We start from the raw sequence: 24,040 nt of genomic DNA on the forward strand, positions 1-24,040 counted from the left end.
GGTATCGTTCTTCTCGGCTGAGGTGCTTGTACATTGGGCAATTTCGATTTGGCGGTTAAAGCGGCCATGATGCTCTCGCATCCTCAGCCACCTATAACCAGTTCATCTTTGTTGCACTTCGTCCTTGAATCCGCCTTTTAATAAAAATGTGATTTTAGTGAAAATAATCGTTATTTTCGAAGGGGTATTGCGGCTCATACAAACCCTTAGCCGCGAAGGCCGATTCGCTGCGTCAGCTCGCCGCTTCTAGGCCGTTGGCGAAGTGGGCTTGCATGCGTGCCACGCTGGCCGCTGCATTGCGCGCCAAGAGCGTGTCCATCAAAGCTTGGTGCTCATTCAACGACTCTTCGATCCGGCCGCTCTTGAGGAGCGAGTTATGACGGTTGAGTTTCATGACCTTACGCAGATCCGCCACCATTTGGTCACGCCAGCGGTTGTCGGCAATTTCCAGCAGGCGCATGTGAAAGCGTTCGTTGATTTCAAAGAACTTTTCACGGTCATTCACGGCTTGCGCCAGTGCCAAGTGCAATTCTTGTAACTCTTGCAGCTGTGCAGGGGTGGCTTGGGTGGCGACCACGCCCGCCGCATCGGCCTCTAGCAAAGAGAGCAGGTGATAGACATCGCGTTGGTCTTTGTCGTTCACCTCGGTCACATAAGCACCGCGCCGCACTTTCATGGTGACCAAGCCTTCGGCGGCCAGCACCTTGAGGGCTTCGCGCATGGGGGTGCGGCTGATGCCGTATTCCTCGGCCAAACGCATCTCGTCAATCCAGCTGCCTGGGGCTAATTCACCCGAAAAAATACGCTCGCGCAGAAGTTCGGCAACTTCTTCATACAAGGCGCGAGGGGTCAAGGTGAGGGCAGACATGGGACGAGATTGTAAGTTCAGATAATATTTTGCATCAATAATTATGAATGATATGATTTCGCGGATTCCAAAAACCGTGGTTTCAACCCTAATTTTTAGAGTGATTAGACATGAGCCAAAAGCCAACCGAATTCAATGCCGCCAACCTCGACGCTTGGGCAAAAGCCGCCGCCAAGTCCGCACCCGGAGGCGATGTCAGCGCCTTGAATTGGAAGACGCTCGATGGCATCAGCGTCAAACCGCTTTACACCGCAGAAGATACCCAAAATCTGCCTTACGCCAACACATTGCCAGGTTTCGAGCCCTATGTGCGCGGCCCGCAAGCCACCATGTACGCCGTGCGTCCATGGACCATTCGCCAATATGCGGGTTTTTCAACCGCTGAAGAATCGAATGCTTTTTACCGCAAAGCGTTGGCCGCAGGCGGTCAAGGCGTGTCGGTCGCGTTTGACTTGGCGACCCACCGTGGCTATGACTCGGACCATCCCCGTGTGACCGGTGACGTGGGCAAGGCCGGTGTGGCCATTGACTCGGTCGAAGACATGAAAATTCTGTTCAACGAAATTCCGTTGGACAAAGTGTCGGTCTCCATGACCATGAACGGCGCGGTGTTGCCCGTGCTGGCAGGCTATGTGGTAGCCGCTGAAGAGCAGGGCGTGAGCCAAGAATTGCTCTCAGGAACGATTCAGAACGACATTCTGAAAGAGTTCATGGTGCGCAACACCTACATCTACCCGCCCGAGCCCTCGATGAAGATCATTGGCGACATCATTGGCTACACCGCCAAGCACATGCCCAAGTTCAACTCGATCTCGATTTCGGGTTACCACATGCAAGAGGCGGGTGCCAACCAAGCCTTGGAATTGGCCTTCACCTTGGCCGACGGCAAAGAGTATGTGAAGACCGCCATTGCTTCGGGCTTGGACGTCGATGCCTTCGCCGGTCGCTTGTCGTTCTTCTGGGCGGTGGGCATGAACTTTTATTTGGAAATCGCCAAGATGCGCGCCGCCCGTTTGCTGTGGTGCCGCATCATGAAAGGCTTTGACGCCAAGAACCCCAAGAGCTTGATGCTGCGCACGCACAGCCAAACCTCCGGCTGGTCTCTCACCGAGCAAGACCCGTACAACAACGTGGTGCGCACCACCATCGAAGCGATGGCTGCGGTGTTTGGTGGCACACAGTCGCTGCACACCAACTCGTTTGACGAAGCGATTGCTTTGCCTACCGAGTTCTCGGCACGCATTGCGCGCAACACACAGCTCATCATTCAAGAAGAGACCCACATCACCAACGTGATCGACCCATGGGCCGGCTCATACATGATGGAGTCACTCACCCAAGAGATGGCCGACAAAGCGTGGGCCATCATTGAAGAAGTCGAAACCATGGGCGGCATGACCAAGGCCGTGGACAGCGGCTGGGCCAAACTGAAGATCGAAGCCGCTGCCGCTGAGAAGCAAGCGCGCATCGACTCTGGCAAAGATGTCATCGTGGGCGTGAACAAATACAAGCTGGCCAAAGAAGACCCGATCGAAATCTTGGCCATCGACAACGTGCGCGTGCGCGACGGCCAGATTGAGCGTTTGCAAAAAATCAAAGCCACCCGCGACAGCGCTGCAGTGCAAGCTGCGTTGGACGCACTCACCGCATCCGCAGAGAGCGGCGAAGGCAACTTGCTCGATCTGTCCATCAAGGCCATTCGTCTTCGTGCCACAGTCGGTGAGGTGAGCGATGCGCTCGAAAAAGTGTTTGGCCGCCACCGTGCTGACACGCAAAAGGTGACCGGTGTTTACGCTGCGGCCTACGACGACGGCGAAAACGTGGGAGACACCATGGAATATTGGAACCAACTCAAAGCCGACATTGCCGCGTTCGCCGACCAACAAGGCCGTCGCCCCCGCGTGATGATTTCTAAACTCGGCCAAGACGGTCACGACCGTGGTGCCAAAGTGGTGGCTACCGCATTTGCCGACCTCGGCTACGACGTGGACATGGGCCCCTTGTTCCAAACGCCGGAAGAGTGCGCGCGTCAAGCGATTGAAAACGACGTGCACGCCGTGGGCGTGTCCACCCTTGCCGCAGGCCACAAAACCTTGGTGCCCGCCATTATTGCCGAGCTGAAGAAGCAAGGCGCCGACGACATCATCGTGTTCGTGGGCGGTGTGATTCCACGCCAAGACTACGACTTCTTGTACGAAGCCGGCGTGAAGGGCATTTATGGCCCAGGCACACCGATTCCCGTCAGCGCCAAAGACGTGTTGGAGCAAATCAAAAAGGCAATCGGGTGACACCTGCGCAGTTGCTCGACGGCTTGCTGCACGGCAACTCTGCTGTGCAACGTCGCGCGATGGCCAAAGCCATCACGCTGCTAGAGTCGACGCGTACCGACCACCGTGCATTGGCCGATGACTTGCTCACGGCCATGTTGCCGCACACCGGCAAGTCATTTCGCTTAGGCATCAGTGGTGTGCCAGGGGTGGGTAAATCCACCTTCATCGAGGCCTTGGGGCTGTACTTGATCGGCCAAGGCCACCGCGTGGCCGTGCTGACCATTGACCCATCGTCCACCGTGTCTGGTGGCTCCATCTTGGGCGACAAAACCCGCATGGAGTTTTTGAGCGTGCACGACCAAGCCTACATTCGCCCCAGCCCATCTAGCGGCACCTTGGGCGGTGTGGCCGAGAAAACGCGCGAGTCGATGCTGGTCTGCGAAGCCGCAGGCTACGACGTGGTGATCGTCGAAACCGTGGGCGTGGGCCAAAGCGAAACGGCCGTGGCCAACATGACCGACATGTTCGTGCTGCTGCAATTGCCCAATGCAGGCGACGATTTGCAAGCCATCAAAAAAGGCGTGATGGAGATTGCCGATTTGGTGGTCATCAACAAAGCCGACATCGATGCCACTGCCGCCACCCGTGCGCAACTGCAAATCACCAGCGCCTTGCAACTGTTGGGCATGCACGGCGGTTCGGGGCATGCGCACCGCAACACCGACGTGTGGCATCCCAAAGTCGTGCAGCTCAGTGCCTTGTTGAACCAAGGCGTGGACGCGTTTTGGACCGCCGTGTGCGAGTTCAAAGCCTTGCAAACCCAAAACGGTCGCTTTGCCGAGCGCCGCCAGCACCAAGCCTTGTCGTGGATGTGGGAACGCATTGACGCAGGCCTCAAACAAACTTTTCGGGCGCAACCGCGTGTGCAAGCGCTGCTGCTCGAACTCAGTCACCAAGTGGGTGCGGGGCAGTTGGCTGCTTCGACCGCAGCCCGTCAACTGCTCAGTGCCTATCAGGCGCAGAGTTAATTTGAAATCTTCCTGGAGAAAAGAGAGCAATCATGCAAGACATCATTGAACAACTGGAAAAAAAGCGCGCTGCGGCCCGCTTGGGTGGCGGACAAAAGCGCATTGATGCGCAGCATGCCAAAGGCAAACTCACTGCGCGCGAGCGCATCGAGGTGTTGCTGGACGAGGGCACTTTCGAAGAGTGGGACATGTTTGTGGAACACCGTTGCACCGACTTTGGCATGGAAGACAACAAGATTCCCGGTGACGGCGTGGTCACCGGCTACGGCATGATCAACGGCCGTTTGGTGTTTGTGTTCAGCCAAGACTTCACCGTGTACGGTGGTGCGTTGTCTGAAACGCACGCCGAGAAGATTTGCAAAATCATGGACCAAGCCATGAAAGTCGGCGCTCCCGTGATCGGTTTGAACGACTCGGGCGGTGCCCGTATTCAAGAAGGCGTGGCCTCGCTTGGCGGCTACGCTGAAGTGTTCCAGCGTAACGTCATGGCCAGCGGTGTGGTGCCCCAGATCAGCATGATCATGGGCCCATCCGCCGGTGGTGCGGTGTATTCACCTGCGCTGACCGACTTCATCTTCATGGTGAAAGACACGTCCTACATGTTCGTGACAGGCCCTGAAGTGGTCAAAACCGTGACCCACGAAGAAGTGACGGCCGAAGAGTTGGGCGGTGCCTTGACCCACACCACCAAGAGCGGTGTGGCCGACATGGCGTTTGAGAACGACGTTGAAGCGCTGTTGATGTTGCGACGCCTGTACAACTACCTGCCCCTGAACAACCGCGAAAAAGCACCTGTGCGTGCCAGTGGCGATCCATCAGGCCGCATGGACATGAGCCTCGACACCTTGGTGCCAGAGAACCCCAACAAAGCGTATGACATGAAAGAACTCATCGTCAAAACCGTGGACGATGGCGACTTCTTTGAACTGCAACCCGACTACGCCAAAAACATCCTGATCGGCTTCGCCCGCATGGAAGGCCAAACCGTCGGCATCGTGGCGAACCAACCGTTGGTGTTGGCGGGCTGCTTGGACATCAAGAGCTCCATCAAGGCTGCACGTTTTGTGCGCTTCTGCGATGCGTTCAACATCCCTGTGGTCACGTTCGTGGACGTGCCTGGCTTCATGCCCGGTACCTCGCAAGAATACGGCGGCATTATCAAGCACGGCGCAAAGTTGCTGTACGCGTACGCCGAGTGCACCGTGCCAAAAATCACCGTCATCACCCGCAAAGCCTACGGCGGCGCGTACGACGTGATGGCCTCCAAGCACTTGCGCGGTGACGTGAACTTTGCTTGGCCCAACGCCGAAATCGCGGTGATGGGTGCCAAGGGCGCGGTGGAAATCATCTTCCGCGAAGACAAAGGCGACCCCGAGAAACTGGCCGCCAAGGAAGCCGAATACAAAGCTCGCTTCGCCAACCCGTTTGTGGCGGGCGCACGCGGCTTCATCGACGACGTGATCCAACCGCACGAAACACGCAAGCGCATTTGCCGCTCGCTGGTCATGCTCAAAGACAAGAAGATTGAAAACCCATGGCGCAAGCACGGGAACATTCCGCTTTAAGCCCGAAGGAGAAGAAGAACATGTTTACCAAAATCCTGATTGCCAACCGTGGCGAAATTGCTTGCCGCGTCATCGCTACCGCCCAAAAAATGGGCATCAAAACCGTGGCGGTTTACTCTGAAGCCGACAAAGAAGCCCGTCATGTGATGCTGGCCGACGAGGTCGTGTTGATTGGCCCCGCAGCTTCGCGCGAGTCGTACTTGGTGGCCGACAAAATCATTGCTGCCGCCAAAGCCACCGGCGCACAAGCCATTCACCCTGGCTACGGTTTCCTGAGCGAGAACGCCGAGTTCTCCAAGCGCTGCGAAGACGAAGGCATTGCCTTCATTGGCCCACGCCACTTCTCGATTGCCGCCATGGGCGACAAGATCGAGTCCAAAAAGCTGGCGGGTGCTGCGGGCGTGAACTGCATTCCCGGTGTCAACGACGCCATTGAAACGGCTGAAAAGGCCGTCGAAATTGCCAAGGGCATTGGTTACCCCGTGATGATCAAGGCTTCGGCCGGCGGCGGCGGCAAGGGCCTGCGTGTGGCGTTCAACGACAAAGAAGCTTTGGAAGGCTTCACGTCTTGCCGCAACGAAGCGCGCAACAGCTTTGGTGATGACCGCGTGTTCATCGAGAAGTTTGTCGAAGAGCCTCGCCACATCGAAATCCAAGTGCTGGGCGACAGCCATGGCAATGTGATTTATTTGAACGAGCGCGAGTGCTCGATCCAACGTCGTCACCAAAAAGTGATTGAAGAAGCGCCATCGCCGTTCATTTCTGAGGCCACCCGCAAAGCCATGGGTGAGCAGGCGGTGCAACTGGCCAAGGCGGTGAAATACCAGTCGGCTGGTACGGTGGAGTTTGTGGTCGGCAAAGACCAGAGCTTCTACTTCCTCGAGATGAACACCCGCTTGCAGGTGGAGCATCCCGTGACCGAAGCCATCACGGGCCTCGACTTGGTGGAGCAAATGATCCGTGTTGCGGCAGGTGAAAAACTCACACTGACCCAAGCTGATGTGAAACGCAATGGCTGGGCCATCGAGTGTCGTATCAACGCCGAAGACCCGTTCCGCAACTTCTTGCCATCGACCGGTCGTTTGGTGCGTTTTCAGACGCCTAAACAAACCATGTTCCAAGCCAACACGGCCGACCTGCTTGGCGTGCGTGTGGACACCGGTGTGCAAGACGGTGGCGAGATTCCGATGTTCTACGACTCGATGATCGCCAAGTTGATCGTGCACGGCAAAGACCGCAACGACGCGATTGCCAAAATGCGCGAAGCCCTGAACGGCTTTGTCATCCGTGGCATCAGCTCGAACATCCCATTCCAAGCGGCCTTGTTGGCGCACCCACGCTTTGTGTCGGGTGACTTCAACACGGGTTTCATTGCCGAGCAATACAGCCAGGGCTTCCGCGCCGAAGACGTGCCGCACGACGACCACGACTTTTTGGCCGCACTTGCCGCCTTCGTGCGCCGCAAGTCGCGTGAGCGCGCTGCGGGCCTGAGCGGTCAGCTGCCCGGTTACGACGTCAAGGTGGGGCAGGATTACGCGGTGGTCGAGCTGGGCCAAGGTGGCAACAACCGTTATGTGCAAGTGCATGTGGACGAGTTCGTGGGCAAGCCTGGCGTGGCGCAGATCACGGTGGACGGCAAGACGTATGCGATCGAAAGCAACTCGCGTTTGAACGACATTCGCATCGAAGGCACGTGCAACGGCAAGCCATTCACAGCGCAAGTTGAGCGCGGCACTCTGAAAAATCCCTTGGCTTTGCAAGTGCAGCACAACGGTACGCGCATTGAAGCTTTGGTGATGTCGCCCCGCATGGCCGAGCTGCACAAGCTGATGCCTTACAAGGCGCCGCCAGACCTGAGCCGCTTTGTGTTGTCACCCATGCCCGGCCTGTTGGTTGATGTGGCGGTACAACCTGGCCAGAAGGTGCAAGCGGGCGAACGCGTGGCGGTCATCGAAGCCATGAAGATGGAAAACGTGCTCTTTGCTGCGCAAGATGGCGTGGTCAAGAAGGTGGTGGCGGCCAAAGGCGAGTCACTCACGGTTGATCAGATGATTGTGGAGTTCGAATAATGGCTCGTCCATTCAAAGTTCTAGGCATTCAACAAATTGCCATCGGCGGCCCTGACAAGGGCCGTCTCAAAAAGCTGTGGGTTGACATGTTTGGTCTCGAAGTCACAGGCACGTTTCAAAGCGAACGCGAGAACGTGGACGAAGACATTTGTGCCATCGGCGTTGGTCCCTTCAAGGTCGAAGTCGATCTGATGCAGCCCATGGACATCGACAAAAAGCCTGCGGTTCACGCCACACCGTTGAACCACATTGGCTTGTGGATCGATGACCTGCCCGTGGCTGTGGAATGGCTCACTGCACAAGGCGTGCGCTTTGCCCCCGGCGGTATCCGTAAGGGTGCGGCTGGCTTTGACATCACCTTCATGCACCCCAAGGCGAACGACGAGTTCCCTATTGGTGGCGAAGGCGTGTTGATCGAGTTGGTGCAAGCACCACCTGAAGTGGTGAAGGCGTTTGCGGCCTTGACAGCTTCACACGCTTAACGTGCAGCATGCGCCAATGGCGCTAGCGGTGTGTTTCTAGCTTGGGACACACGGGCGATGCATCCAACGAAATAGCCGTGACGTTGTCACGGCTATTTTCATGGTCTATTGCACATGAAGCAACCGACGTCACTCGTGCATCGACACCCGCTTAGCCAGCGCATAAGCCAACAAAGACGCACATGTTGTCACCACGGCGCACAGCCAATAGTGGGTCACTTGGCCGTTGGGTTCACTTTGCAGCAACATGCCGCCCACCCATGCGGCCACGCCCATGGAGAACGACTGCACCGCGCCATTGAGTGACATGAAGGTGCCACGGAACTTGGGGTTGGCTGCAGAGGTGAGCAGCGCCATGCCTGGGATCATGCGTGCGTTCATGGCGAAGAACAAGGTGCTGGTCACCAGCAAGACCACGTACAAAGGCACTGGCTCGATCAGCGTGATGGCGAACATGGGAATGATCGAGAACAACACCGCACGTTGAAAAGTTTGACGCTTGCCCAAACGGTCGGTCACGCCGCCCACCCAGCGACCGCTGAACAGAGTGACCACGCCGCCACAAAAATAGAGCCACGGAATTTCGCTAGGAGCCATCACCTGGTTGTTTTGTAAATACAACGTGATGTACGGAATGATGGTGAAGGCGGCCAGCATCATGGTGGCCGACAAGAGCAAGGCCATGCGCTGGTTGGGCTCGCCCAGCACTTGGCCCATGGCATGCAGGACATGCTTGTCTTTGGCATGCGCCACATGTGCATCGAGCTTGGGCACGCTGTAATTGGCCATCACGCCCACGGCCACACACATCACACCAATCGCAAAAAAGGCGGTGTGCCATCCCCAGAGGTTGGCAAACAGCAAGCCCGCAGGCACGCCCGCCACAGTAGCGACCGAGAAAGAGGTCATCACAATGCCTGTGGCGCGGCCACGACGCTCGAACGGCACCACATCACCAATGATGGTTTGCGTCATGGTGGACAACACGCCGCCAAAACAGCCAGAGGCAATGCGTGCGGCCATCAGCCAGCCATAGGTCGGCGCGATGCCGCAGGCCACGGTGGTGAGGGCAAACAGCACGTACAACGTGAGTAGCAAGCGCTTGCGGTCAAAGCGGTCGATGAAGGTGGTGGCAAACAAGCCAGACAGTCCCGCTGCCACAGTGTAGGCCGAGACCAATAAACCGAATTCAGCAAAGCTGATGCCAAACAAGCGGGTGAGTTGTGGCCCCAGCGGCATCATGATCATGAAGTCCACGATGTGCGTGAATTGAATGCCAGCGAGGGAGAGAAGCAGCAGAAGTTCTTTGCGTTCGGATAGATGTGTGTACATGGGGTGTGTGATGTCGTGCATGGGGCAGAAGGTGCCACCCCTCATCCCATTCAAGCTTGGGTGGCTTGGCGGGCTTTTGCTTTGGCGAGTGCCGCTTCTATGATGGCGCGTTTGCGGTCCACCTCAGCGGCATTGTCTGTGCCTTTGGTGTGGGCAGGCAGATCGGCCAATTTACGCAAGGCTTTGGCTTGCAGGCGTTCGTCGTTTTCTTGGGCTTCACGCACGAGGCGTACTTGCCGTGTGTCGTAGCGCTGGCGTGCCAAATCGGCCAAGTTTTGTGGCCAAGCCGCCCAGCCCGTCAGGGCCATATCGACGGGCTCTAGCGAAATGCAATCGATGGGGCAGGCGGGGATACAGAGTTCGCAGCCCGTGCAGTACGGCTCGATCACGGTGTGCATGCGCTTGTTGCTGCCCATGATGGCATCGGTGGGGCACACGCCAATGCACAAGGTGCAGCCAATGCACCACGCTTCATCAATGATGGCGATGGTGCGGGGGCCTTCAAATCCGTTGTCAGGGTTCAGGGGGGCGATGGCTTGGCCGGTGATGGCTGCCAAACGTGCCACCCCTTCAACGCCACCCGGCGGGCATTGGTTGATGCCCGCTTCACCGTTGGCAATGGCCTCGGCGTAGCGTTGACAGTCTGGGTAGCCGCAACGCGTGCATTGCGTTTGCGGCAGGGCGTCATTGATACGAAGCGCGAGACTCACTTTTTAGCAGCAGGCGCAGCCTTTTTGGCAGGTGACTTGGCCACGGCCTTTTTGGGGGCGATGTCGTTGTGAGCCAAGATGAAGGCTTTGACGTGTGGGTAAACAATTTCACGCCAGCGACGGCCACTGAAAATGCCGTAGTGGCCCGCGCCTTTGGCTTCTAAGTGGTCGAGTGCTTCGCGCTTGATGCCCGTACACAAGTTGTGTGCTGCCAAGGTTTGGCCTGAACCGGAAATGTCATCCAATTCGCCTTCCACGGTCAGCAACGCGGTGTTTTGGATGTCTTGAGGACGCACCAATTCAGCCTTGCCGTTTTCGTTTTTGACTTCCCACGTGCCGCGAACCAACTTGAACTCTTGGAACACCGTGTTGATGGTTTCCAAGTAGTAATCGGCGTCCATGTCGAGCACAGCGTTGTATTCGTCATAGAACTCGCGGTGCGATTCGACGCTAGAGTTGTCGCCTTTGATCAGGTCTTTGAAGTAGTCGTAATGGCTCTTCAAATGGCGATCGGGGTTCATGGCCACAAAGCCTGTGTGTTGCAAGAAGCCGGGGTACACGCGACGACCTGCGCCAGGGAAGTTGTCTGGCACGCGGTAGATCACGTTGTTTTCAAACCAGCTGAAGCTCTTGTTGGTTGCCAAGTTGTTCACCGAGGTGGGTGATTTGGTGGCATCGATCGGGCCGCCCATCATGGTCATGCTCAGCGGGGTGGTTTCACCGCGGCTGGCCATCAACGACACGGCAGCCAGCACAGGCACGGTAGGTTGGCAGACGCTCATGACGTGGCAGTTGCCGTAATGGGCTTGCAGGTGACGAATGAACTCTTGCACGTAGTTCACATAGTCGTCGAGGTGAAACTCACCGTCGCTCAGGGGCACCAAGCGGGCATTTTTCCAGTCGGTGATGTAGACCTTGTGGTCCTTGAGCATGGTTTTGACGGTGTCGCGCAGCAATGTGGCGTAGTGACCGGAGAGCGGTGCCACGATCAAGACAGCGGGTTGGCCTTTGAGCTTGCCCAAGGTGTTGGCATCGTCGGTGAAGCGTTTGAAGCGACGCAGTTCACAGAACGGCTTGTCGATTTCAATGCGTTCATGGATCGCGACACTGGTGCCGTCCACGTCGACAGATTGGATGCCAAAGACGGGTTTTTCGTAGTCTTTACCCAAGCGATACAGCAAGTCGTAGCCCGCTGAAACACGCTGAGCCATGGGGTTGTGTCCCAAAGCAGAGGTGTTGTTGCTGTACATCTTGGCGGCGGCCTGCGCAAAGTCTGCGAACGGCTCCATCAGGCTACGTTGGGTTTCGAAGATTTGGTAAAGCATGGGTTGTGTCTCAAAAATGTTGCAGTGCAATATAGCAGCTGAGCAAGGGTTGAAAATGGAGTCTGTCCCCCAATTTACTGATAGAACATAACTGTCTAAGACCAACGATGACCACGTCCACACGCTCGCCACGCATGCCTGTCCTTTTTGTGGGGCACGGCAGTCCCATGAACGTGATTGATGACAACCCTTACCGAGAGGCTTGGGTCCAGGTGGGGCAAATGTTTGGCACACGTTGGCCTAAGCCGACGTTGATTTTGTGCATTTCGGCGCATTGGCTCACGCAAGGCTGGTGGCTGACGGGCATGGACAATCCCAAGACCATCCATGACTTTGGCGGGTTCCCGCAGGCGTTGTTTGAGCAGCAGTATCCAGCCCCTGGCGCTCCTGCTTGGGTGTCTCAAACGGCGCGTTTGCTTCGCCAACCGCACACAGGTGCGCCAGTGGGCATCGATTTGCGCGAATGGGGCTTGGACCATGGTTGCTGGGGTGTGCTCAAGCCCATGTTTCCAGACGCTGATATTCCTGTGGTGCAGCTCAGCATGGACTACAACCGTCCGCCTGCAGAGCATTTCGCGCTGGGCCAGCAGCTCAAGGCTTTGCGAGAGCAGGGCGTTTTGATCGTGGCCAGTGGCAACACGGTGCACAACCTGCGCACCATGAACCGTTCTGCGCCCGATGACCAAGCTTACGAATGGGCGATTCAATTTGATGTTTGGGTGGCCGCGCAAATCAGAGACGGGCACTTGGCATCGTTGGTGAATTTTCAGCAGGAAGGGGAAATTGCGCAGATGTCGCACCCCAGCCACGACCACTTTTTACCTTTGCTTTACGCTGCGGGTGCGGCTGATGCGGATGAACCGGTGGCGTTTTTCAACGAGGGCTATCAATTGGCCTCGATTGCCATGCGTTCGGTCATTTGGGGTTAAATAAAAAGGGCCCGAAGGCCCTTTTCTTTGGTTGCACGCCAAGCGTGCACACGGTGTGCAGTTACATCACTTTCGCGATGGCTTGGCACACGTAGTCGATGTTCTTGCTGTTCAACGCAGCCACGCACATGCGGCCTGTGTCGGTGCCGTACACGCCAAACTCAGAGCGCAGGCGCACCATTTGGTCTTTGTTCAAACCGGAGTAGCTGAACATGCCGATTTGGGTCGTGATGAAGCTCATGTCCTGTTTCACGCCCGCGGCTTTGAGGCCGTCTACCAGCTTTTGACGCATGGCTTTGATACGCACGCGCATTTCGCCCAATTCTTTTTCCCACAAAGCGCGCAGCTCGGGGTTGTTCAACACCGCTGCCACCACAGCGCCGCCGTGGATCGGTGGGTTGGAGTAGTTGGTGCGAATCACGATTTTGAGTTGCGACAACACGCGGCTGCACTCTTCTTTGTCGGCGCACAAAACGCTCAAGGCACCTACGCGCTCGCCGTACAAGCTGAAGCTCTTGGAGAACGAGGTGGACACAAAGAAGCACAGGCCAGCGGCCACAAACTTTTGAATCACAGCGCCGTCTTCGGCAATGCCGTGGCCAAAGCCTTGGTAAGCCATGTCCAAGAAGGCAGTCAGGTTTTTGGCCTTGACTACTGCTACTACTTGGTCCCATTGGGCGGCAGTGATGTCGTAGCCGGTGGGGTTGTGGCAGCAAGCGTGCAACACCACGATGGTGCCTGACGCTGCGGCGTTCAACGAGGCCAACATGCCTTCAAAGTTCACGCCGCGTTTTTCGGCGTCGTAGTAAGCGTAGGTGTCGACCTTGAAACCGGCGTTGGTGAACAAGGCGCGGTGGTTTTCCCAGCTGGGGTCAGAGATCAACACGGTGGCGTTGGGGCTCAAGCGCTTCAAGAAATCAGCACCGATTTTCAAGCCACCTGTGCCGCCAATGCCTTGCACCGTGGCCACGCGGCCAGAGGTGACGGGCTCAGAGTCAGCACCGAAGACCAAGCCTTTGACAGCCGCGTCATACGCCACGATGCCGTCGATGGGCAAATAGCCGCGCGCAGTGGGCGTGGCCATCATGGTTTTTTCAGCGGCTTGCACGCATTGTAAGAGGGGCAGTTTGCCGTTGTCGTCGAAGTACACACCCACGCCGAGGTTGACCTTGTTGGGGTTGGTGTCGGCGTTGTATTGCTCGTTGAGGCCCAAGATGGGGTCGCGGGGTGCCATTTCGACGGCGGTAAACATTGACATCGTCAGTCCTTGATCACGGATAAAGAAAGGAGGTTGGGTGAACAAGTGCAGTCTGCGGTAGGCTTGCACGTTCGGCCTGAATTTTAAGGGTCAACCCGCAGGGTTTTTAGAACTGTACGTTTTTTCGAGCTATACCGTTTGCACCACCATGTCTGAAACCGCAGAAACACTCCCTGACGCAACGCTTGCCGCCGAGCCCGCAGCAGCAACAGATGCGCCCAAAGGCGCGATGGTCAGCTACCCCGGTTCGCCGTTTGAACTGTTCCAGCCTTACCCACCTGCGGGTGATCAGCCAGCGGCCATTGCTCAGCTGATTGAAGGGGTGAACGACGGCGAGGTGTTTCAAACGCTGCTGGGTGTGACGGGCTCGGGCAAAACCTTCACCATGGCCAACGTGATCGCCCAACTGGGGCGACCTGCCATCATCTTTGCGCCCAACAAAACCTTGGCGGCGCAGCTGTACAGCGAGTTTCGCGAGTTCTTCCCCAACAACGCGGTGGAGTATTTCGTCAGTTACTACGACTACTACCAGCCCGAGGCTTATGTGCCGCAGCGCGATTTGTTCATCGAAAAAGACAGCGCCATCAACGAGCACATCGAGCAAATGCGCTTGAGCTGCACCAAAAGCATCTTGGAGCGACGTGATGTGATCGTGGTGGCCACGGTGTCGGCCATCTACGGTATCGGTGAGCCCGAGAGCTACCACCAGATGATCATGACGCTGCGTGCGGGTGACAAAGTGGGCCAGCGCGATGCCATCGCCCAGCTGGTGCGCATGCAGTACGAGCGCAACGACCAAGATTTTTCACGCGGTAAATTCCGCGTGCGTGGCGACACGATTGATGTGTTCCCCGCCGAACACTCCGAGCTGGCCATTCGCATTGAGCTGTTCGATGACGAGATTGAAAGCCTGCAACTGTTTGACCCACTGACAGGCCGCATTCGCCAAAAGATTCCGCGCTTCACCATTTACCCATCCAGCCACTACGTCACGCCGCGCGACCGCGTGTTGGCGGCGGTGGAGACCATCAAGGTGGAGTTGGCCGACCGTTTGAAAGAACTGGTGGGCATGAACAAGCTGGTCGAAGCCCAGCGCTTAGAACAACGCACACGCTTTGATTTGGAGATGCTCAGTGAGGTCGGCCACTGCAAAGGCATTGAGAACTACACGCGCCATTTGTCGGGCGCTCCTCCCGGTGCACCGCCCAGCACCTTGACCGACTACATGCCCAAAGACTCGGTGATGTTTTTGGACGAGAGCCACGTCATGATTGGTCAGCTCGGCGGCATGTACAACGGTGACCGTGCGCGTAAAACCACCTTGGTGGAATATGGCTTCCGCTTGCCCAGCGCGTTGGACAACCGCCCACTCAAGCTGGACGAATTTGAAAAGCGCATGCGCCAAGTGGTGTTTGTGTCGGCCACGCCTGCCGAGTACGAGAAGACCCACGCCAGCAAGGTGGTGGAGCAGTTGGTGCGCCCTACAGGCTTGGTCGACCCGATTGTGGAAGTGCGCCCCGCCACGCACCAAGTGGACGATGTGTTGCAAGAAATTCGCATCCGTGTGGAACTGAACGAGCGCGTGCTTATCACCACGCTCACCAAGCGCATGGCCGAACAGCTGACCGATTACCTCACCGACAACGGCGTGAAAGTGCGCTACATCCATAGCGATGTGGACACGGTAGAGCGGGTTGAAATTCTGCGCGACTTGCGCTTGGGCACCTTCGATGTGCTGGTGGGCATCAACTTGCTGCGCGAAGGCATTGACTTACCCGAGGTCTCGCTGGTGGCCGTTCTGGATGCCGACAAAGAAGGCTTCTTGCGCTCAGAACGCAGCTTGATTCAAACCATTGGCCGTGCGGCGCGTAACCTGAGTGGCAAAGCCATTTTGTATGCCGACCGCATGACCGAGTCGATGAAAAAGGCCATTGGTGAGACTGAGCGTCGCCGCGTCAAGCAAATTGCTCACAACGAAGCGCATGGCATCACGCCACGTGGGGTGTTCAAGCAAGTGCGCGATTTGATCGATGGCGTTTACAGCGAAAAAGCAGGCAAAGAGGCCCAAGAGCGAGAAATCCAGCGTGCCGCCATCGAAGACATGAGCGAGCGCGATGTTGCCAAAGAAATCAAACGCTTAGAAAAGCTGATGATGGAGCACGCACGCAACCTCGAATTCGAAAACGCCGCACGCGTGCGCGATCAACTGGCCGTTTTGCGCGAACAAGCGTTTGGTGGGGCAGGGCACGACAATGTGGCCGTGCTGGCCCAAAAGACCTGATGTGAGGCTTTTGAGTGGTTTTGTCGTCGACAAATACGGTTTTTCAGTGAGTACTTGAGCAATTCAATGGGGATTAGGCTATACTTGACTCAATTAGTCGACAAAGCCCAACCACAGATAGGAGCTTGCCATGCGTCTCACCACCAAAGGTCGTTTTGCGGTCACCGCCATGATTGACTTGGCCTTGCGCCAAGCCAACGGTCCCGTCACCTTGGCTGCGATCAGCCAACGTCAGCAAATTTCACTGTCTTACCTTGAGCAGTTGTTCGGTAAGCTGCGCCGCCACGATTTGGTGGAGTCCACCCGTGGCCCAGGCGGTGGTTATTCGCTGGGGCGCAAAGCGGCAGACATCACGGTTGCTGACATCATTGTGTCCGTGGATGAACCCATTGATGCGACCCACTGCGGTGGCAAAGAAAATTGTTTGGGCGAAACCGGCCGCTGCATGACGCACGAGCTCTGGGCGTCATTGAACCAACGCATGGTCGAGTTTTTAGACTCCGTCACGTTGCAAAAGCTGGTGGACGACCAAATTGCCAAAGGCATAGAAATCGAAGACAAGCCCATGGTTCGTCGCGCCATTTCGCCGATGCCGGTGGTCAAGCCCATCCATGTCAACGCGCCCAATTCAGTCTTTGCGCTTGGCAATGCCTTTGCCAAAAGCTAAGCCAAAAACTCAAAAGCGCTCCGCCCATCTTTGTTAAAACTACATTTTTTACGGCCATGACACCTCATTTTCCCATTTATCTCGATTACGGCGCAACCAATCCATGCGACCCACGCGTGGTGGACGCCATGATCCCTTGGTTGCGCGAGCACTTTGGTAACCCCGCATCACGCAGCCATGCGTGGGGCTGGGAAGCAGAAGCCGCGGTTGAAAAAGCCCGTGAAGACGTGGCCGCACTCATTGGCGCTGACCCCCGCGAAATCGTGTGGACATCAGGCGCGACCGAATCAAACAACCTCGCCATCAAAGGCGCGGCACATTTCTACAAGTCCAAAGGCAAGCACCTCATCACCGTGAAGACCGAGCACAAAGCTGTGCTCGACACCATGCGTGAGCTAGAGCGTCAAGGCTTTGAAGTGACTTACCTTGACGTGCAAGATGACGGCATGCTGAGCATGGACGCGCTCAAAGCGGCCATTCGTCCTGACACGATTTTGACCAGCGTGATGTTCGTGAACAACGAAATTGGCGTGATCCAAGACATCGCTGGCATCGGCGCGATGTGCCGCGAAAAAGGCATCATCTTCCACGTGGATGCAGCGCAAGCTACTGGCAAAGTTGAGATCGACTTGACTACTTTGCCTGTTGACTTGATGAGCTTGGCCTCGCACAAAACCTACGGCCCCAAAGGCATTGGCGCTTTGTATGTGCGTCGCAAACCCCGCGTGCGCTTGGAAGCGCAAATGCACGGTGGTGGCCACGAGCGCGGCATGCGCAGTGGCACTTTGCCTACACACCAGTGCGTGGGCATGGGCGAAGCGTTTCGCATTGCCAAAGAAGACATGGCCAAAGATTTGGCCAAAGCCAAAGCTTTGCAACAGCGTTTGCTCGATGGCTTCAAGGACATGGAGCAAGTCTTCATCAACGGCAACATGGAACACCGTGTGCCGCACAACCTGAACATCAGTTTCAACTACGTGGAAGGCGAGTCGCTCATCATGGGCATCAAGGGCTTGGCGGTGTCGTCGGGCTCGGCCTGTACCTCGGCCAGTTTGGAGCCCAGCTATGTGTTGCGCGCCTTAGGCCGCAGCGATGAGTTGGCGCACAGCAGCTTGCGCATGACGATTGGCCGCTTCAGTACCGAAGAAGAAATTGACTACGCGATTGAAACCATTCGCCTCAACGTGGCCAAGCTGCGTGAACTGAGCCCCTTGTGGGACATGTACAAAGAAGGCATCGACATCAGCACCATCCAATGGGCTGCTCACTAATTTAGGAGATTCACCATGGCTTATTCTGAAAAAGTGGTTGACCACTACGAAAACCCCCGCAACGTGGGATCCTTTGACAAGGGCGACGACTCTGTGGGCACCGGCATGGTGGGCGCGCCCGCTTGCGGCGACGTGATGAAGTTGCAAATCAAGGTTAACCCCACAACGGGCGTGATCGAAGATGCGCGTTTCAAAACCTACGGCTGTGGCTCTGCCATCGCTTCTTCGTCACTCGTGACCGAATGGGTCAAGGGCAAAACCTTGGACGAAGCCGCAGCTTTGAAGAACAGCGAAATCGCTGAAGAACTGGCGTTGCCACCTGTGAAAATCCACTGCTCCATCTTGGCCGAAGACGCCATCAAGGCAGCTGTGGATGATTACAAAAAGAAGCATCTGGCCCAACCTTAAGTCAAAGACGAGAAAACCATGGCTGTCACCCTGACTGAAGCTGCGGCACGACACGTGACCCGGTACCTTGCCAAACGTGGCAAAGGCTTAGGCGTGCGCCTAGGCGTTAAAACCACAGGCTGCTCTGGCTTGGCTTACAAGCTGGAGTACGTGGACGAGTCTGAGCCCGAAGATGTGGTCTTTGAAGACCATGGCGTGAAGGTGTTGATTGATCCTAAGAGCTTGGCCTACATTGATGGCACGCAACTCGACTTTGTGCGCGAGGGTTTGAACGAGGGCTTCAAGTTCCTCAACCCGAATGAGCGCGACCGCTGCGGTTGCGGTGAATCGTTCCGTATCTAAATTGTGGGGGCGACGTGAGCGAATCGGCCAAGCCGCTATCGGCGCAGCTCGCGGTCAGCGACTTTGAACTTTTCGACGTACCCGTACAGTTTGCACAAGACCGTGCACAGCTTGATGCGCGTTGGAAAGACCTACAGCGCGAAGCCCACCCCGACAAATTTGCCTCGCAAGGCACCGCGGCACAACGCGTGGCCATGCAGTGGTCAGTGCGCATCAACGAGGCGTATCAGCGCTTGAAAGACCCGATGCGTCGCGCTGCCTATTTGTGCGAGCTCGGCGGCGCACCCATTCAAGCGGAAAACAACACCGCCATGCCCGCTGCGTTTTTGATGCAGCACATGGAGTGGCGCGAAGCCATGGATGATTCGGCAGATCTGGCCGAGCTCGAAGCCTTGTTTGACGAAGTGCAGCACGCCCACAAAACAGCCTTGCAGCAATGCGCCCAGCTCATCGACACCGCACATGACCTGCCCGCTGCCGCGCAGCAGGTGAGGGGGCTGATGTTCATCGAGAAGTTTTTGCACGACATCGAAGCCCGAATTGACCAACTAGACGCCTCCTGAAAGCGACAATACACACCTATGGCGTTGTTACAAATTTCCGAACCTGGCCAAGCGCCGGATCCCCACCAGCGACGCATCGCGGTGGGTATTGACTTGGGCACCACCCACTCGCTCGTGGCCTCTATGCGCAATGGTTTTGCCGAGTGCTTGCCTGATGCTGAGGGCCATGTCATCTTGCCGTCGGCGGTGCGTTATCTTGAAAACGATGGCCGCCAAATAGGCCGTGCCGCATTGGCATCGCAAGCCGAAGACCCACAAAACACGCTGGTCTCGGTCAAGCGCTTCATGGGCCGTGGCGTGGCGGACATTGCCAACCGCGACCAGTTGCCTTATGTGTTTGTCGACAAGCCCGGCATGTTGGCCATTCAAACACGTGTGGGCGAAAAGTCGCCCGTTGAGGTGAGCGCCGAGATTTTGGCCACCTTGCGCTTTCGCGCTGAAGACACCTTCAACGACGATTTGTACGGTGCGGTCATCACCGTGCCTGCGTACTTTGACGATGCCCAACGCCAAGCAACCAAAGATGCCGCGCAGCTCGCGGGCATCAATGTGTTGCGCCTCATCAACGAACCCACGGCTGCGGCCATTGCCTATGGCTTAGACCAAGCCAGTGAAGGTGTGTACGCTGTGTACGACCTAGGCGGCGGTACGTTTGACATCTCTGTGCTGCGCCTCACACGCGGCGTGTTTGAAGTGTTGGCCACAGGCGGCGACTCGGCTTTGGGTGGCGACGACTACGACCGCGCTTTGGTTGAGTGGGTGCAAAACCAAACGGGCTGCACCATTGCCACACCTGCTGACAAATCGAATGTATTGGTGGCGGCTCGTGCTTGCAAAGAAGCTTTGTCCGCGGCTGATAGCGCCACGTTTGACGCGGCCCTATCGACTGGCAAACTGAGTCACACCGTCACACGCGCAGAGTTTGAAGCCGCCACTGCGGCTTTGACCCAACGCACCTTGTCTGCCGTGCGCAAAGCTTTGCGCGATGCCAAGCTCAGCAAAGACGACATCCAAGGCGTTGTCATGGTGGGCGGCTCGACCCGCATGCCACAAGTGCAGCAAGCTGTGGCTGACCTGTTGGGTTGCGCTCCTTTGAACAACCTCAACCCAGACGAAGTGGTGGCCCTTGGTGCTGCCATTCAAGCCAACCAGCTGGCCGGCAACAACCCCGATGGTGAGTTGCTGTTGCTGGATGTGATTCCTTTGTCGCTCGGGATTGAAACCATGGGCGGTTTGGTGGAGCGCATCGTGCCGCGCAACCAAACCATTCCTACGGCGATGGCGCAAGATTTCACCACTTACCAAGACGGGCAAACTGCCTTGGCATTGCATGTGGTGCAGGGCGAACGCGACATGGTGTCTGATTGCCGCAGCTTGGCACGCTTTGAGCTGCGTGGCATTCCGCCCATGGCTGCAGGCGCTGCCCGCATTCGCGTGACCTTCACGGTCGATGCCGATGGCATGGTGAGCGTGAGTGCGGTTGAGCAGCTCAGTGGCGTCACCGCCAACATCACGGTCAAGCCCTCGTACGGTTTGTCGGACGACCAAATTGCTGCCATGCTGCAAGACAGCTTCAAGACCGCAGAGCAAGACATCAAGGCACGTGCCTTGGTTGAAGCTCGCGTGGACGCCGACCGCATGTGGTTGGCCACGCAAAGCGCTTTGCAGGCCGATGGCGATTTGCTGTCTACCCACGAGCGAGCCCGCATTGATGCCTTGATGGTTGCGACCTTAGATGCTAAAAAGCTGGAAGACGCCGCCGCCATTGAGGCCATCACCGAAGTGCTGGCCAAAGGCACCGAAGCTTTCGCCGCCCAACGCATGAACCGAGGCATTCAACACGCCTTGGCCGGACAAAACATCGAGAACATCTAAATGCCCGTCATCAAAATCTTGCCCCATGCCGAGCTTTGCCCACAGGGCGCAGAGCTGCAAGCTGCCGCTGGCAGCACCATTTGCGAAGTGCTGTTGGAAAACCACATCAACATCGAACATGCGTGCGACATGAGCTGCGCGTGCACCACCTGCCACGTCATCGTGCGCGAAGGCTTCAAGTCGCTCAACGAAGCCGATGAGAACGAAGACGATTTGCTCGACCGCGCTTGGGGTTTGGAGCCCAATTCACGCTTGAGCTGCCAAGCCATCGTGGCCCAGCAAAACTTGGTGGTCGAGATTCCCAAATACACCATCAACCACGCCAAAGAAAATCACTGACCATGCGCCAGATTTTTTTAGACACCGAAACCACGGGCCTCTCGGCTGAGGGTGGAGACCGCATCATCGAAATCGGTTGTGTCGAGATGTTCAACCGCAAGTTGACCGGTAACAACTTGCATGTTTATTTGAATCCTGAGCGCGATAGCCATGAGGATGCTTTGCGCGTGCACGGCATCACCAATGAGTTTTTGAAAGACAAGCCGAAGTTTGCGCAGGTGGTGGATCAGTTTTTGGCGTACATCGCGGGCGCAGAAATCATCATTCACAACGCGCCGTTTGATATTGGCTTTTTGAACAAAGAGCTAGAGCTGCAAGGCCGACCCCGTTTCACCACGTTTGTGGATGGCATCACCGACACCTTGGTGATGGCCAAAGAAATGTTCCCTGGTAAGCGTAACTCGCTGGACTCCTTGTGCGATCGCTTAGAAGTCGACAACTCTGGCCGCACCTTGCACGGTGCGTTGCTGGATGCCGAGTTGTTGGCCGATGTGTACATCAACATGACGCGTGGCCAAGATGCGTTGTTGATGGAGGTGGAGAGCGAAGACCCACAAACGCGCACACTGGAAGTGGTGGACTTGCGTTTGTTCAAGTTGCCTGTGATTGCCGCCTCAGAGCAAGAATTGGTACAGCACGACGAACTTTTGGCCCAACTCGATAAATCGAGTGGCGGCAAAACAGTTTGGCGAAACGCTGCAATTTCTGTGGCATAATATTGTTCTTTCCAGTGATGGATAAGGGCGATTAGCTCAGGGGTAGAGCACTGCATTCACACTGCAGGGGTCGCAAGTTCGAAACTTGCATCGCCCACCAGAATCCCAAAAAAGCACTTACGAAGTTCGTAAGTGCTTTTTTTTCGTCTCTTGTAAATTTCGGCGCCGTGTCAGCTGCGATGGTGTGCCTGCAAGCGAACGTGCATTTGCTCAAAATCGATGAATCCTTGTTCGACGTTCGCACCCACCAACCTGACACGCAACAAATCGCCAACCTCAAGGTTTTGGATCGATGACACCAGCATGCCTTCTGCGGGCGGTGAAAAAATGCGCACCCATGTCCCACTTGGTGTTTTTCCGGTGACCACGGCATCAAACATCTGACCTACTTGGTTGATCAGCATCAAGGCCGCTTCCGATTTTCGTAAACGCCGCTCTACTTTGCGGGCTGCGTCTTCTTGTTGGGTGCAATGCAGCGCGAGGGCTTGAAGTTCGGCACCGGTGTAAGGGGATTTGCCGTGCATCAGCCAACCTTTGATCATGCGCTGCGTGATCAAGTCTGGGTAGCGCCGATTGGGGGCTGTGGAGTGGGTGTAGTCACGCACCGACAAGCCAAAGTGACCCAGAGCGGCGTCGGGTGCGTTTTCCACCACGTATTCACCCGAGCCCATCAGCTTGATGATCACCAACGACAAATCTGGAAAGCGCAAAGGGTCGGCAGCGCGGCGGGTGGCTAAAAATGCTTCTAGTGCTTTGGAGTCAGGGTCGTTTGGCAGGCTGTACCCATAGCTTTGCGCCACCTCGACAATGCGTTGCCAGCGCTCGGGTGAACGCACCACGCGTCGCAACGATGCGCCCCCGCGTTCGGCCAAAAAATGTGCCGTGCAGGTATTGGCGGCGATCATGAACTCTTCAATCAACTGCCGTGCACGGTTGTGCGCTTGCTGTTCAATGGCCACCACGTGCTCGCCTTCAAAGACGGCTTTGGGTTGAAAGGTTTCAAATTCCAAGGCACCTTGTTCGTACCTTTTTTGCCGCAACAACTGCGCTGCGGCGTCTTGTAAATGCAGCTGTGCTTCCATGCCCTCAAACGCTGCGGCAGCCGCAGGCAAAGCAGCTTGGCCATTTAACCAACTTGAGACGGCGTCATACGCCAATTTGGCTTGGTTGCACACCTTGGCACGGTAGACCGCGCTGTGGCAAATCTTGGCTTCGGCGTTGATGTGCATTTCAATCACCACGGCCAAGCGATGTTGGTGTGGGTTCAATGAGGTGAGGTCGGTGCTCAGCCGTTCGGGCAGCATCGGAAAGATGCGCGCAGAGGTGTAGACCGACGTGGTGTTTTGTTTGGCATGCGCGTCAAGTGCCGATCCTTGTGGCACCAAAACATCCACATCCGCCACAGCCACCCAAATTTTGACGATCCCATTGGACAGCCTTTCGCCCAACGTGAGTTGGTCAAGATCCAAGGAGTCGTCGTTGTCAATGGAGCACCAAGCGTGTTGCGTCATATCAACGATGTGCGGATCGTTGTCATGTCCAGCTTGCGTGATGGCGTTCAATTCTTGGCGGACCGAGGCGGGGAACTCGGGCGCTAGGCCCCGTTCAAGCATGGCCTGTTCCGCGATCAGCGACAGTTCAGAACGGCCCATGGTGTGGTGTTTTTGCATGATCTGGAATGTAGCGCTTTGATGCGAAGCTGCTGGCGTGCGCGCGATGCCGTTGGTTATATGCGACGATGA

At 56.6% G+C, this 24,040-nt stretch carries 21 protein-coding genes and 1 tRNA gene; 16 read left to right on the forward strand and 6 right to left on the reverse strand.

What is annotated here, in order from left to right:
• Positions 1-232 precede the first annotated feature (232 nt).
• On the reverse strand, positions 233-868 hold the full coding sequence (locus tag RMS95_RS00005; protein ID WP_310642630.1) for a GntR family transcriptional regulator: 636 nt from the start codon (positions 866-868) through the stop codon (positions 233-235).
• 110 nt (positions 869-978) lie between these two features.
• On the opposite strand from RMS95_RS00005, the gene scpA reads away from it, so the two are divergent.
• The 5 genes from scpA to RMS95_RS00030 are packed head-to-tail and all read left to right on the forward strand — an operon-like array spanning position 979 to position 8,282.
• A complete protein-coding gene (scpA, locus tag RMS95_RS00010; protein WP_310642631.1) occupies positions 979-3,156 on the forward strand; it encodes a methylmalonyl-CoA mutase in 2,178 nt (725 codons plus the stop codon).
• A complete protein-coding gene (gene meaB / locus RMS95_RS00015; protein WP_310642632.1) occupies positions 3,153-4,166 on the forward strand; it encodes a methylmalonyl Co-A mutase-associated GTPase MeaB in 1,014 nt (337 codons plus the stop codon). The genes scpA and meaB overlap by 4 nt, the downstream gene beginning before the upstream one ends.
• Positions 4,167-4,198: 32 nt before the next feature.
• Entirely contained in the window at positions 4,199-5,731 is a 1,533-nt protein-coding gene (locus RMS95_RS00020) for an acyl-CoA carboxylase subunit beta (protein ID WP_281789784.1), read from the forward strand.
• A gap of 20 nt (positions 5,732-5,751) precedes the next feature.
• Positions 5,752-7,800, forward strand: a complete 2,049-nt coding sequence (locus tag RMS95_RS00025; RefSeq protein WP_310642633.1) for an acetyl/propionyl/methylcrotonyl-CoA carboxylase subunit alpha — start codon at positions 5,752-5,754, stop codon at positions 7,798-7,800.
• Complete coding sequence (locus tag RMS95_RS00030; protein ID WP_310642634.1) at positions 7,800-8,282, forward strand: VOC family protein; 483 nt, start codon at positions 7,800-7,802, stop codon at positions 8,280-8,282. The genes RMS95_RS00025 and RMS95_RS00030 overlap by 1 nt, the downstream gene beginning before the upstream one ends.
• Before the next feature lie 129 nt (positions 8,283-8,411).
• On the opposite strand, the gene RMS95_RS00035 is transcribed toward RMS95_RS00030, so the two are convergent.
• The 3 genes from RMS95_RS00035 to RMS95_RS00045 are packed head-to-tail and all read right to left on the reverse strand — an operon-like array spanning position 8,412 to position 11,649.
• Positions 8,412-9,614, reverse strand: coding sequence for an MFS transporter (locus tag RMS95_RS00035; protein WP_310642635.1), 1,203 nt, complete (start codon positions 9,612-9,614; stop codon positions 8,412-8,414).
• A gap of 50 nt (positions 9,615-9,664) precedes the next feature.
• Positions 9,665-10,324, reverse strand: coding sequence for an electron transport complex subunit RsxB (gene rsxB, locus RMS95_RS00040; RefSeq protein ID WP_310642636.1), 660 nt, complete (start codon positions 10,322-10,324; stop codon positions 9,665-9,667).
• The gene (locus RMS95_RS00045) at positions 10,321-11,649 is read right to left on the reverse strand and encodes a polyhydroxyalkanoate depolymerase (RefSeq protein ID WP_310642637.1); all 1,329 of its coding nucleotides are present in this window, start codon (positions 11,647-11,649) and stop codon (positions 10,321-10,323) included. Before RMS95_RS00045 ends, rsxB begins: the two co-directional genes overlap by 4 nt.
• A 107-nt stretch (positions 11,650-11,756) precedes the next feature.
• Between RMS95_RS00045 and ygiD the strand changes: the two genes are divergently transcribed.
• Positions 11,757-12,578: a 4,5-DOPA dioxygenase extradiol gene (ygiD, locus tag RMS95_RS00050; protein WP_310642638.1), complete on the forward strand. Its 822-nt coding sequence runs from the start codon at positions 11,757-11,759 to the stop codon at positions 12,576-12,578.
• A gap of 61 nt (positions 12,579-12,639) precedes the next feature.
• Here the strand turns inward: ygiD and RMS95_RS00055 are convergent, their stop codons facing one another.
• Positions 12,640-13,836, reverse strand: coding sequence for an amino acid aminotransferase (locus tag RMS95_RS00055; RefSeq protein WP_310642639.1), 1,197 nt, complete (start codon positions 13,834-13,836; stop codon positions 12,640-12,642).
• A gap of 229 nt (positions 13,837-14,065) precedes the next feature.
• Between RMS95_RS00055 and uvrB the strand changes: the two genes are divergently transcribed.
• The 10 genes from uvrB to RMS95_RS00105 all read left to right on the forward strand — a co-directional run bounded on the left by uvrB (position 14,066) and on the right by RMS95_RS00105 (position 22,398).
• Complete coding sequence (gene uvrB, locus RMS95_RS00060; RefSeq protein ID WP_310642682.1) at positions 14,066-16,117, forward strand: excinuclease ABC subunit UvrB; 2,052 nt, start codon at positions 14,066-14,068, stop codon at positions 16,115-16,117.
• A 130-nt stretch (positions 16,118-16,247) separates the two neighbouring features.
• Positions 16,248-16,784 carry a Fe-S cluster assembly transcriptional regulator IscR gene (gene iscR / locus RMS95_RS00065; RefSeq protein WP_310642640.1) on the forward strand — a complete coding sequence of 179 codons (537 nt, stop codon included), beginning with the start codon at positions 16,248-16,250 and terminating at the stop codon, positions 16,782-16,784.
• A 56-nt stretch (positions 16,785-16,840) separates the two neighbouring features.
• The gene (locus RMS95_RS00070; RefSeq protein ID WP_310642641.1) at positions 16,841-18,055 is read left to right on the forward strand and encodes an IscS subfamily cysteine desulfurase; all 1,215 of its coding nucleotides are present in this window, start codon (positions 16,841-16,843) and stop codon (positions 18,053-18,055) included.
• A 15-nt stretch (positions 18,056-18,070) separates the two neighbouring features.
• Positions 18,071-18,463, forward strand: coding sequence for a Fe-S cluster assembly scaffold IscU (gene iscU / locus RMS95_RS00075; RefSeq protein WP_310642642.1), 393 nt, complete (start codon positions 18,071-18,073; stop codon positions 18,461-18,463).
• Positions 18,464-18,481: 18 nt separating this feature from the next.
• The gene (gene iscA, locus RMS95_RS00080) at positions 18,482-18,805 is read left to right on the forward strand and encodes an iron-sulfur cluster assembly protein IscA (protein ID WP_310642643.1); all 324 of its coding nucleotides are present in this window, start codon (positions 18,482-18,484) and stop codon (positions 18,803-18,805) included.
• Between the two features lie 14 nt (positions 18,806-18,819).
• On the forward strand, positions 18,820-19,368 hold the full coding sequence (gene hscB / locus RMS95_RS00085; protein WP_310642644.1) for a Fe-S protein assembly co-chaperone HscB: 549 nt from the start codon (positions 18,820-18,822) through the stop codon (positions 19,366-19,368).
• An 18-nt stretch (positions 19,369-19,386) separates the two neighbouring features.
• The gene (hscA, locus tag RMS95_RS00090; protein ID WP_310642645.1) at positions 19,387-21,243 is read left to right on the forward strand and encodes a Fe-S protein assembly chaperone HscA; all 1,857 of its coding nucleotides are present in this window, start codon (positions 19,387-19,389) and stop codon (positions 21,241-21,243) included.
• Positions 21,244-21,582: an ISC system 2Fe-2S type ferredoxin gene (fdx, locus tag RMS95_RS00095; protein WP_108358922.1), complete on the forward strand. Its 339-nt coding sequence runs from the start codon at positions 21,244-21,246 to the stop codon at positions 21,580-21,582.
• Positions 21,583-21,584: 2 nt separating this feature from the next.
• Positions 21,585-22,298 (forward strand): DNA polymerase III subunit epsilon, encoded by a 714-nt coding sequence (gene dnaQ / locus RMS95_RS00100; RefSeq protein ID WP_310642646.1) that lies wholly within the window; start codon positions 21,585-21,587, stop codon positions 22,296-22,298.
• A 25-nt stretch (positions 22,299-22,323) separates the two neighbouring features.
• Positions 22,324-22,398: transfer RNA gene (locus tag RMS95_RS00105), tRNA-Val, on the forward strand.
• A gap of 70 nt (positions 22,399-22,468) precedes the next feature.
• Here RMS95_RS00105 and RMS95_RS00110 read toward each other — a convergent pair.
• Positions 22,469-23,968, reverse strand: coding sequence for an RNB domain-containing ribonuclease (locus RMS95_RS00110; protein ID WP_310642647.1), 1,500 nt, complete (start codon positions 23,966-23,968; stop codon positions 22,469-22,471).
• Positions 23,969-24,040 lie beyond the last annotated feature (72 nt).

The organism is Limnohabitans sp., from assembly GCF_031539175.1.
Lineage (GTDB): Bacteria > Pseudomonadota > Gammaproteobacteria > Burkholderiales > Burkholderiaceae_C > Limnohabitans.

What these genes read in the sequence shown, in the direction of transcription:
- uvrB (WP_310642682.1), top strand. Translation starts at nt 14,066, where the DNA reads ATGGTCAGCTACCCCGGTTCGCCGTTTGAACTGTTCCAGCCTTACCCA.
- RMS95_RS00035 (WP_310642635.1), bottom strand. Translation starts at nt 9,614, where the DNA reads ATGTACACACATCTATCCGAACGCAAAGAACTTCTGCTGCTTCTCTCC.
- RMS95_RS00005 (WP_310642630.1), bottom strand. Translation starts at nt 868, where the DNA reads ATGTCTGCCCTCACCTTGACCCCTCGCGCCTTGTATGAAGAAGTTGCC.
- scpA (WP_310642631.1), top strand. Translation starts at nt 979, where the DNA reads ATGAGCCAAAAGCCAACCGAATTCAATGCCGCCAACCTCGACGCTTGG.
- iscR (WP_310642640.1), top strand. Translation starts at nt 16,248, where the DNA reads ATGCGTCTCACCACCAAAGGTCGTTTTGCGGTCACCGCCATGATTGAC.
- iscU (WP_310642642.1), top strand. Translation starts at nt 18,071, where the DNA reads ATGGCTTATTCTGAAAAAGTGGTTGACCACTACGAAAACCCCCGCAAC.
- RMS95_RS00025 (WP_310642633.1), top strand. Translation starts at nt 5,752, where the DNA reads ATGTTTACCAAAATCCTGATTGCCAACCGTGGCGAAATTGCTTGCCGC.
- dnaQ (WP_310642646.1), top strand. Translation starts at nt 21,585, where the DNA reads ATGCGCCAGATTTTTTTAGACACCGAAACCACGGGCCTCTCGGCTGAG.
- RMS95_RS00055 (WP_310642639.1), bottom strand. Translation starts at nt 13,836, where the DNA reads ATGTCAATGTTTACCGCCGTCGAAATGGCACCCCGCGACCCCATCTTG.
- iscA (WP_310642643.1), top strand. Translation starts at nt 18,482, where the DNA reads ATGGCTGTCACCCTGACTGAAGCTGCGGCACGACACGTGACCCGGTAC.
- RMS95_RS00045 (WP_310642637.1), bottom strand. Translation starts at nt 11,649, where the DNA reads ATGCTTTACCAAATCTTCGAAACCCAACGTAGCCTGATGGAGCCGTTC.
- RMS95_RS00030 (WP_310642634.1), top strand. Translation starts at nt 7,800, where the DNA reads ATGGCTCGTCCATTCAAAGTTCTAGGCATTCAACAAATTGCCATCGGC.
- ygiD (WP_310642638.1), top strand. Translation starts at nt 11,757, where the DNA reads ATGACCACGTCCACACGCTCGCCACGCATGCCTGTCCTTTTTGTGGGG.
- fdx (WP_108358922.1), top strand. Translation starts at nt 21,244, where the DNA reads ATGCCCGTCATCAAAATCTTGCCCCATGCCGAGCTTTGCCCACAGGGC.
- RMS95_RS00070 (WP_310642641.1), top strand. Translation starts at nt 16,841, where the DNA reads ATGACACCTCATTTTCCCATTTATCTCGATTACGGCGCAACCAATCCA.
- hscA (WP_310642645.1), top strand. Translation starts at nt 19,387, where the DNA reads ATGGCGTTGTTACAAATTTCCGAACCTGGCCAAGCGCCGGATCCCCAC.
- RMS95_RS00020 (WP_281789784.1), top strand. Translation starts at nt 4,199, where the DNA reads ATGCAAGACATCATTGAACAACTGGAAAAAAAGCGCGCTGCGGCCCGC.
- RMS95_RS00110 (WP_310642647.1), bottom strand. Translation starts at nt 23,968, where the DNA reads ATGCAAAAACACCACACCATGGGCCGTTCTGAACTGTCGCTGATCGCG.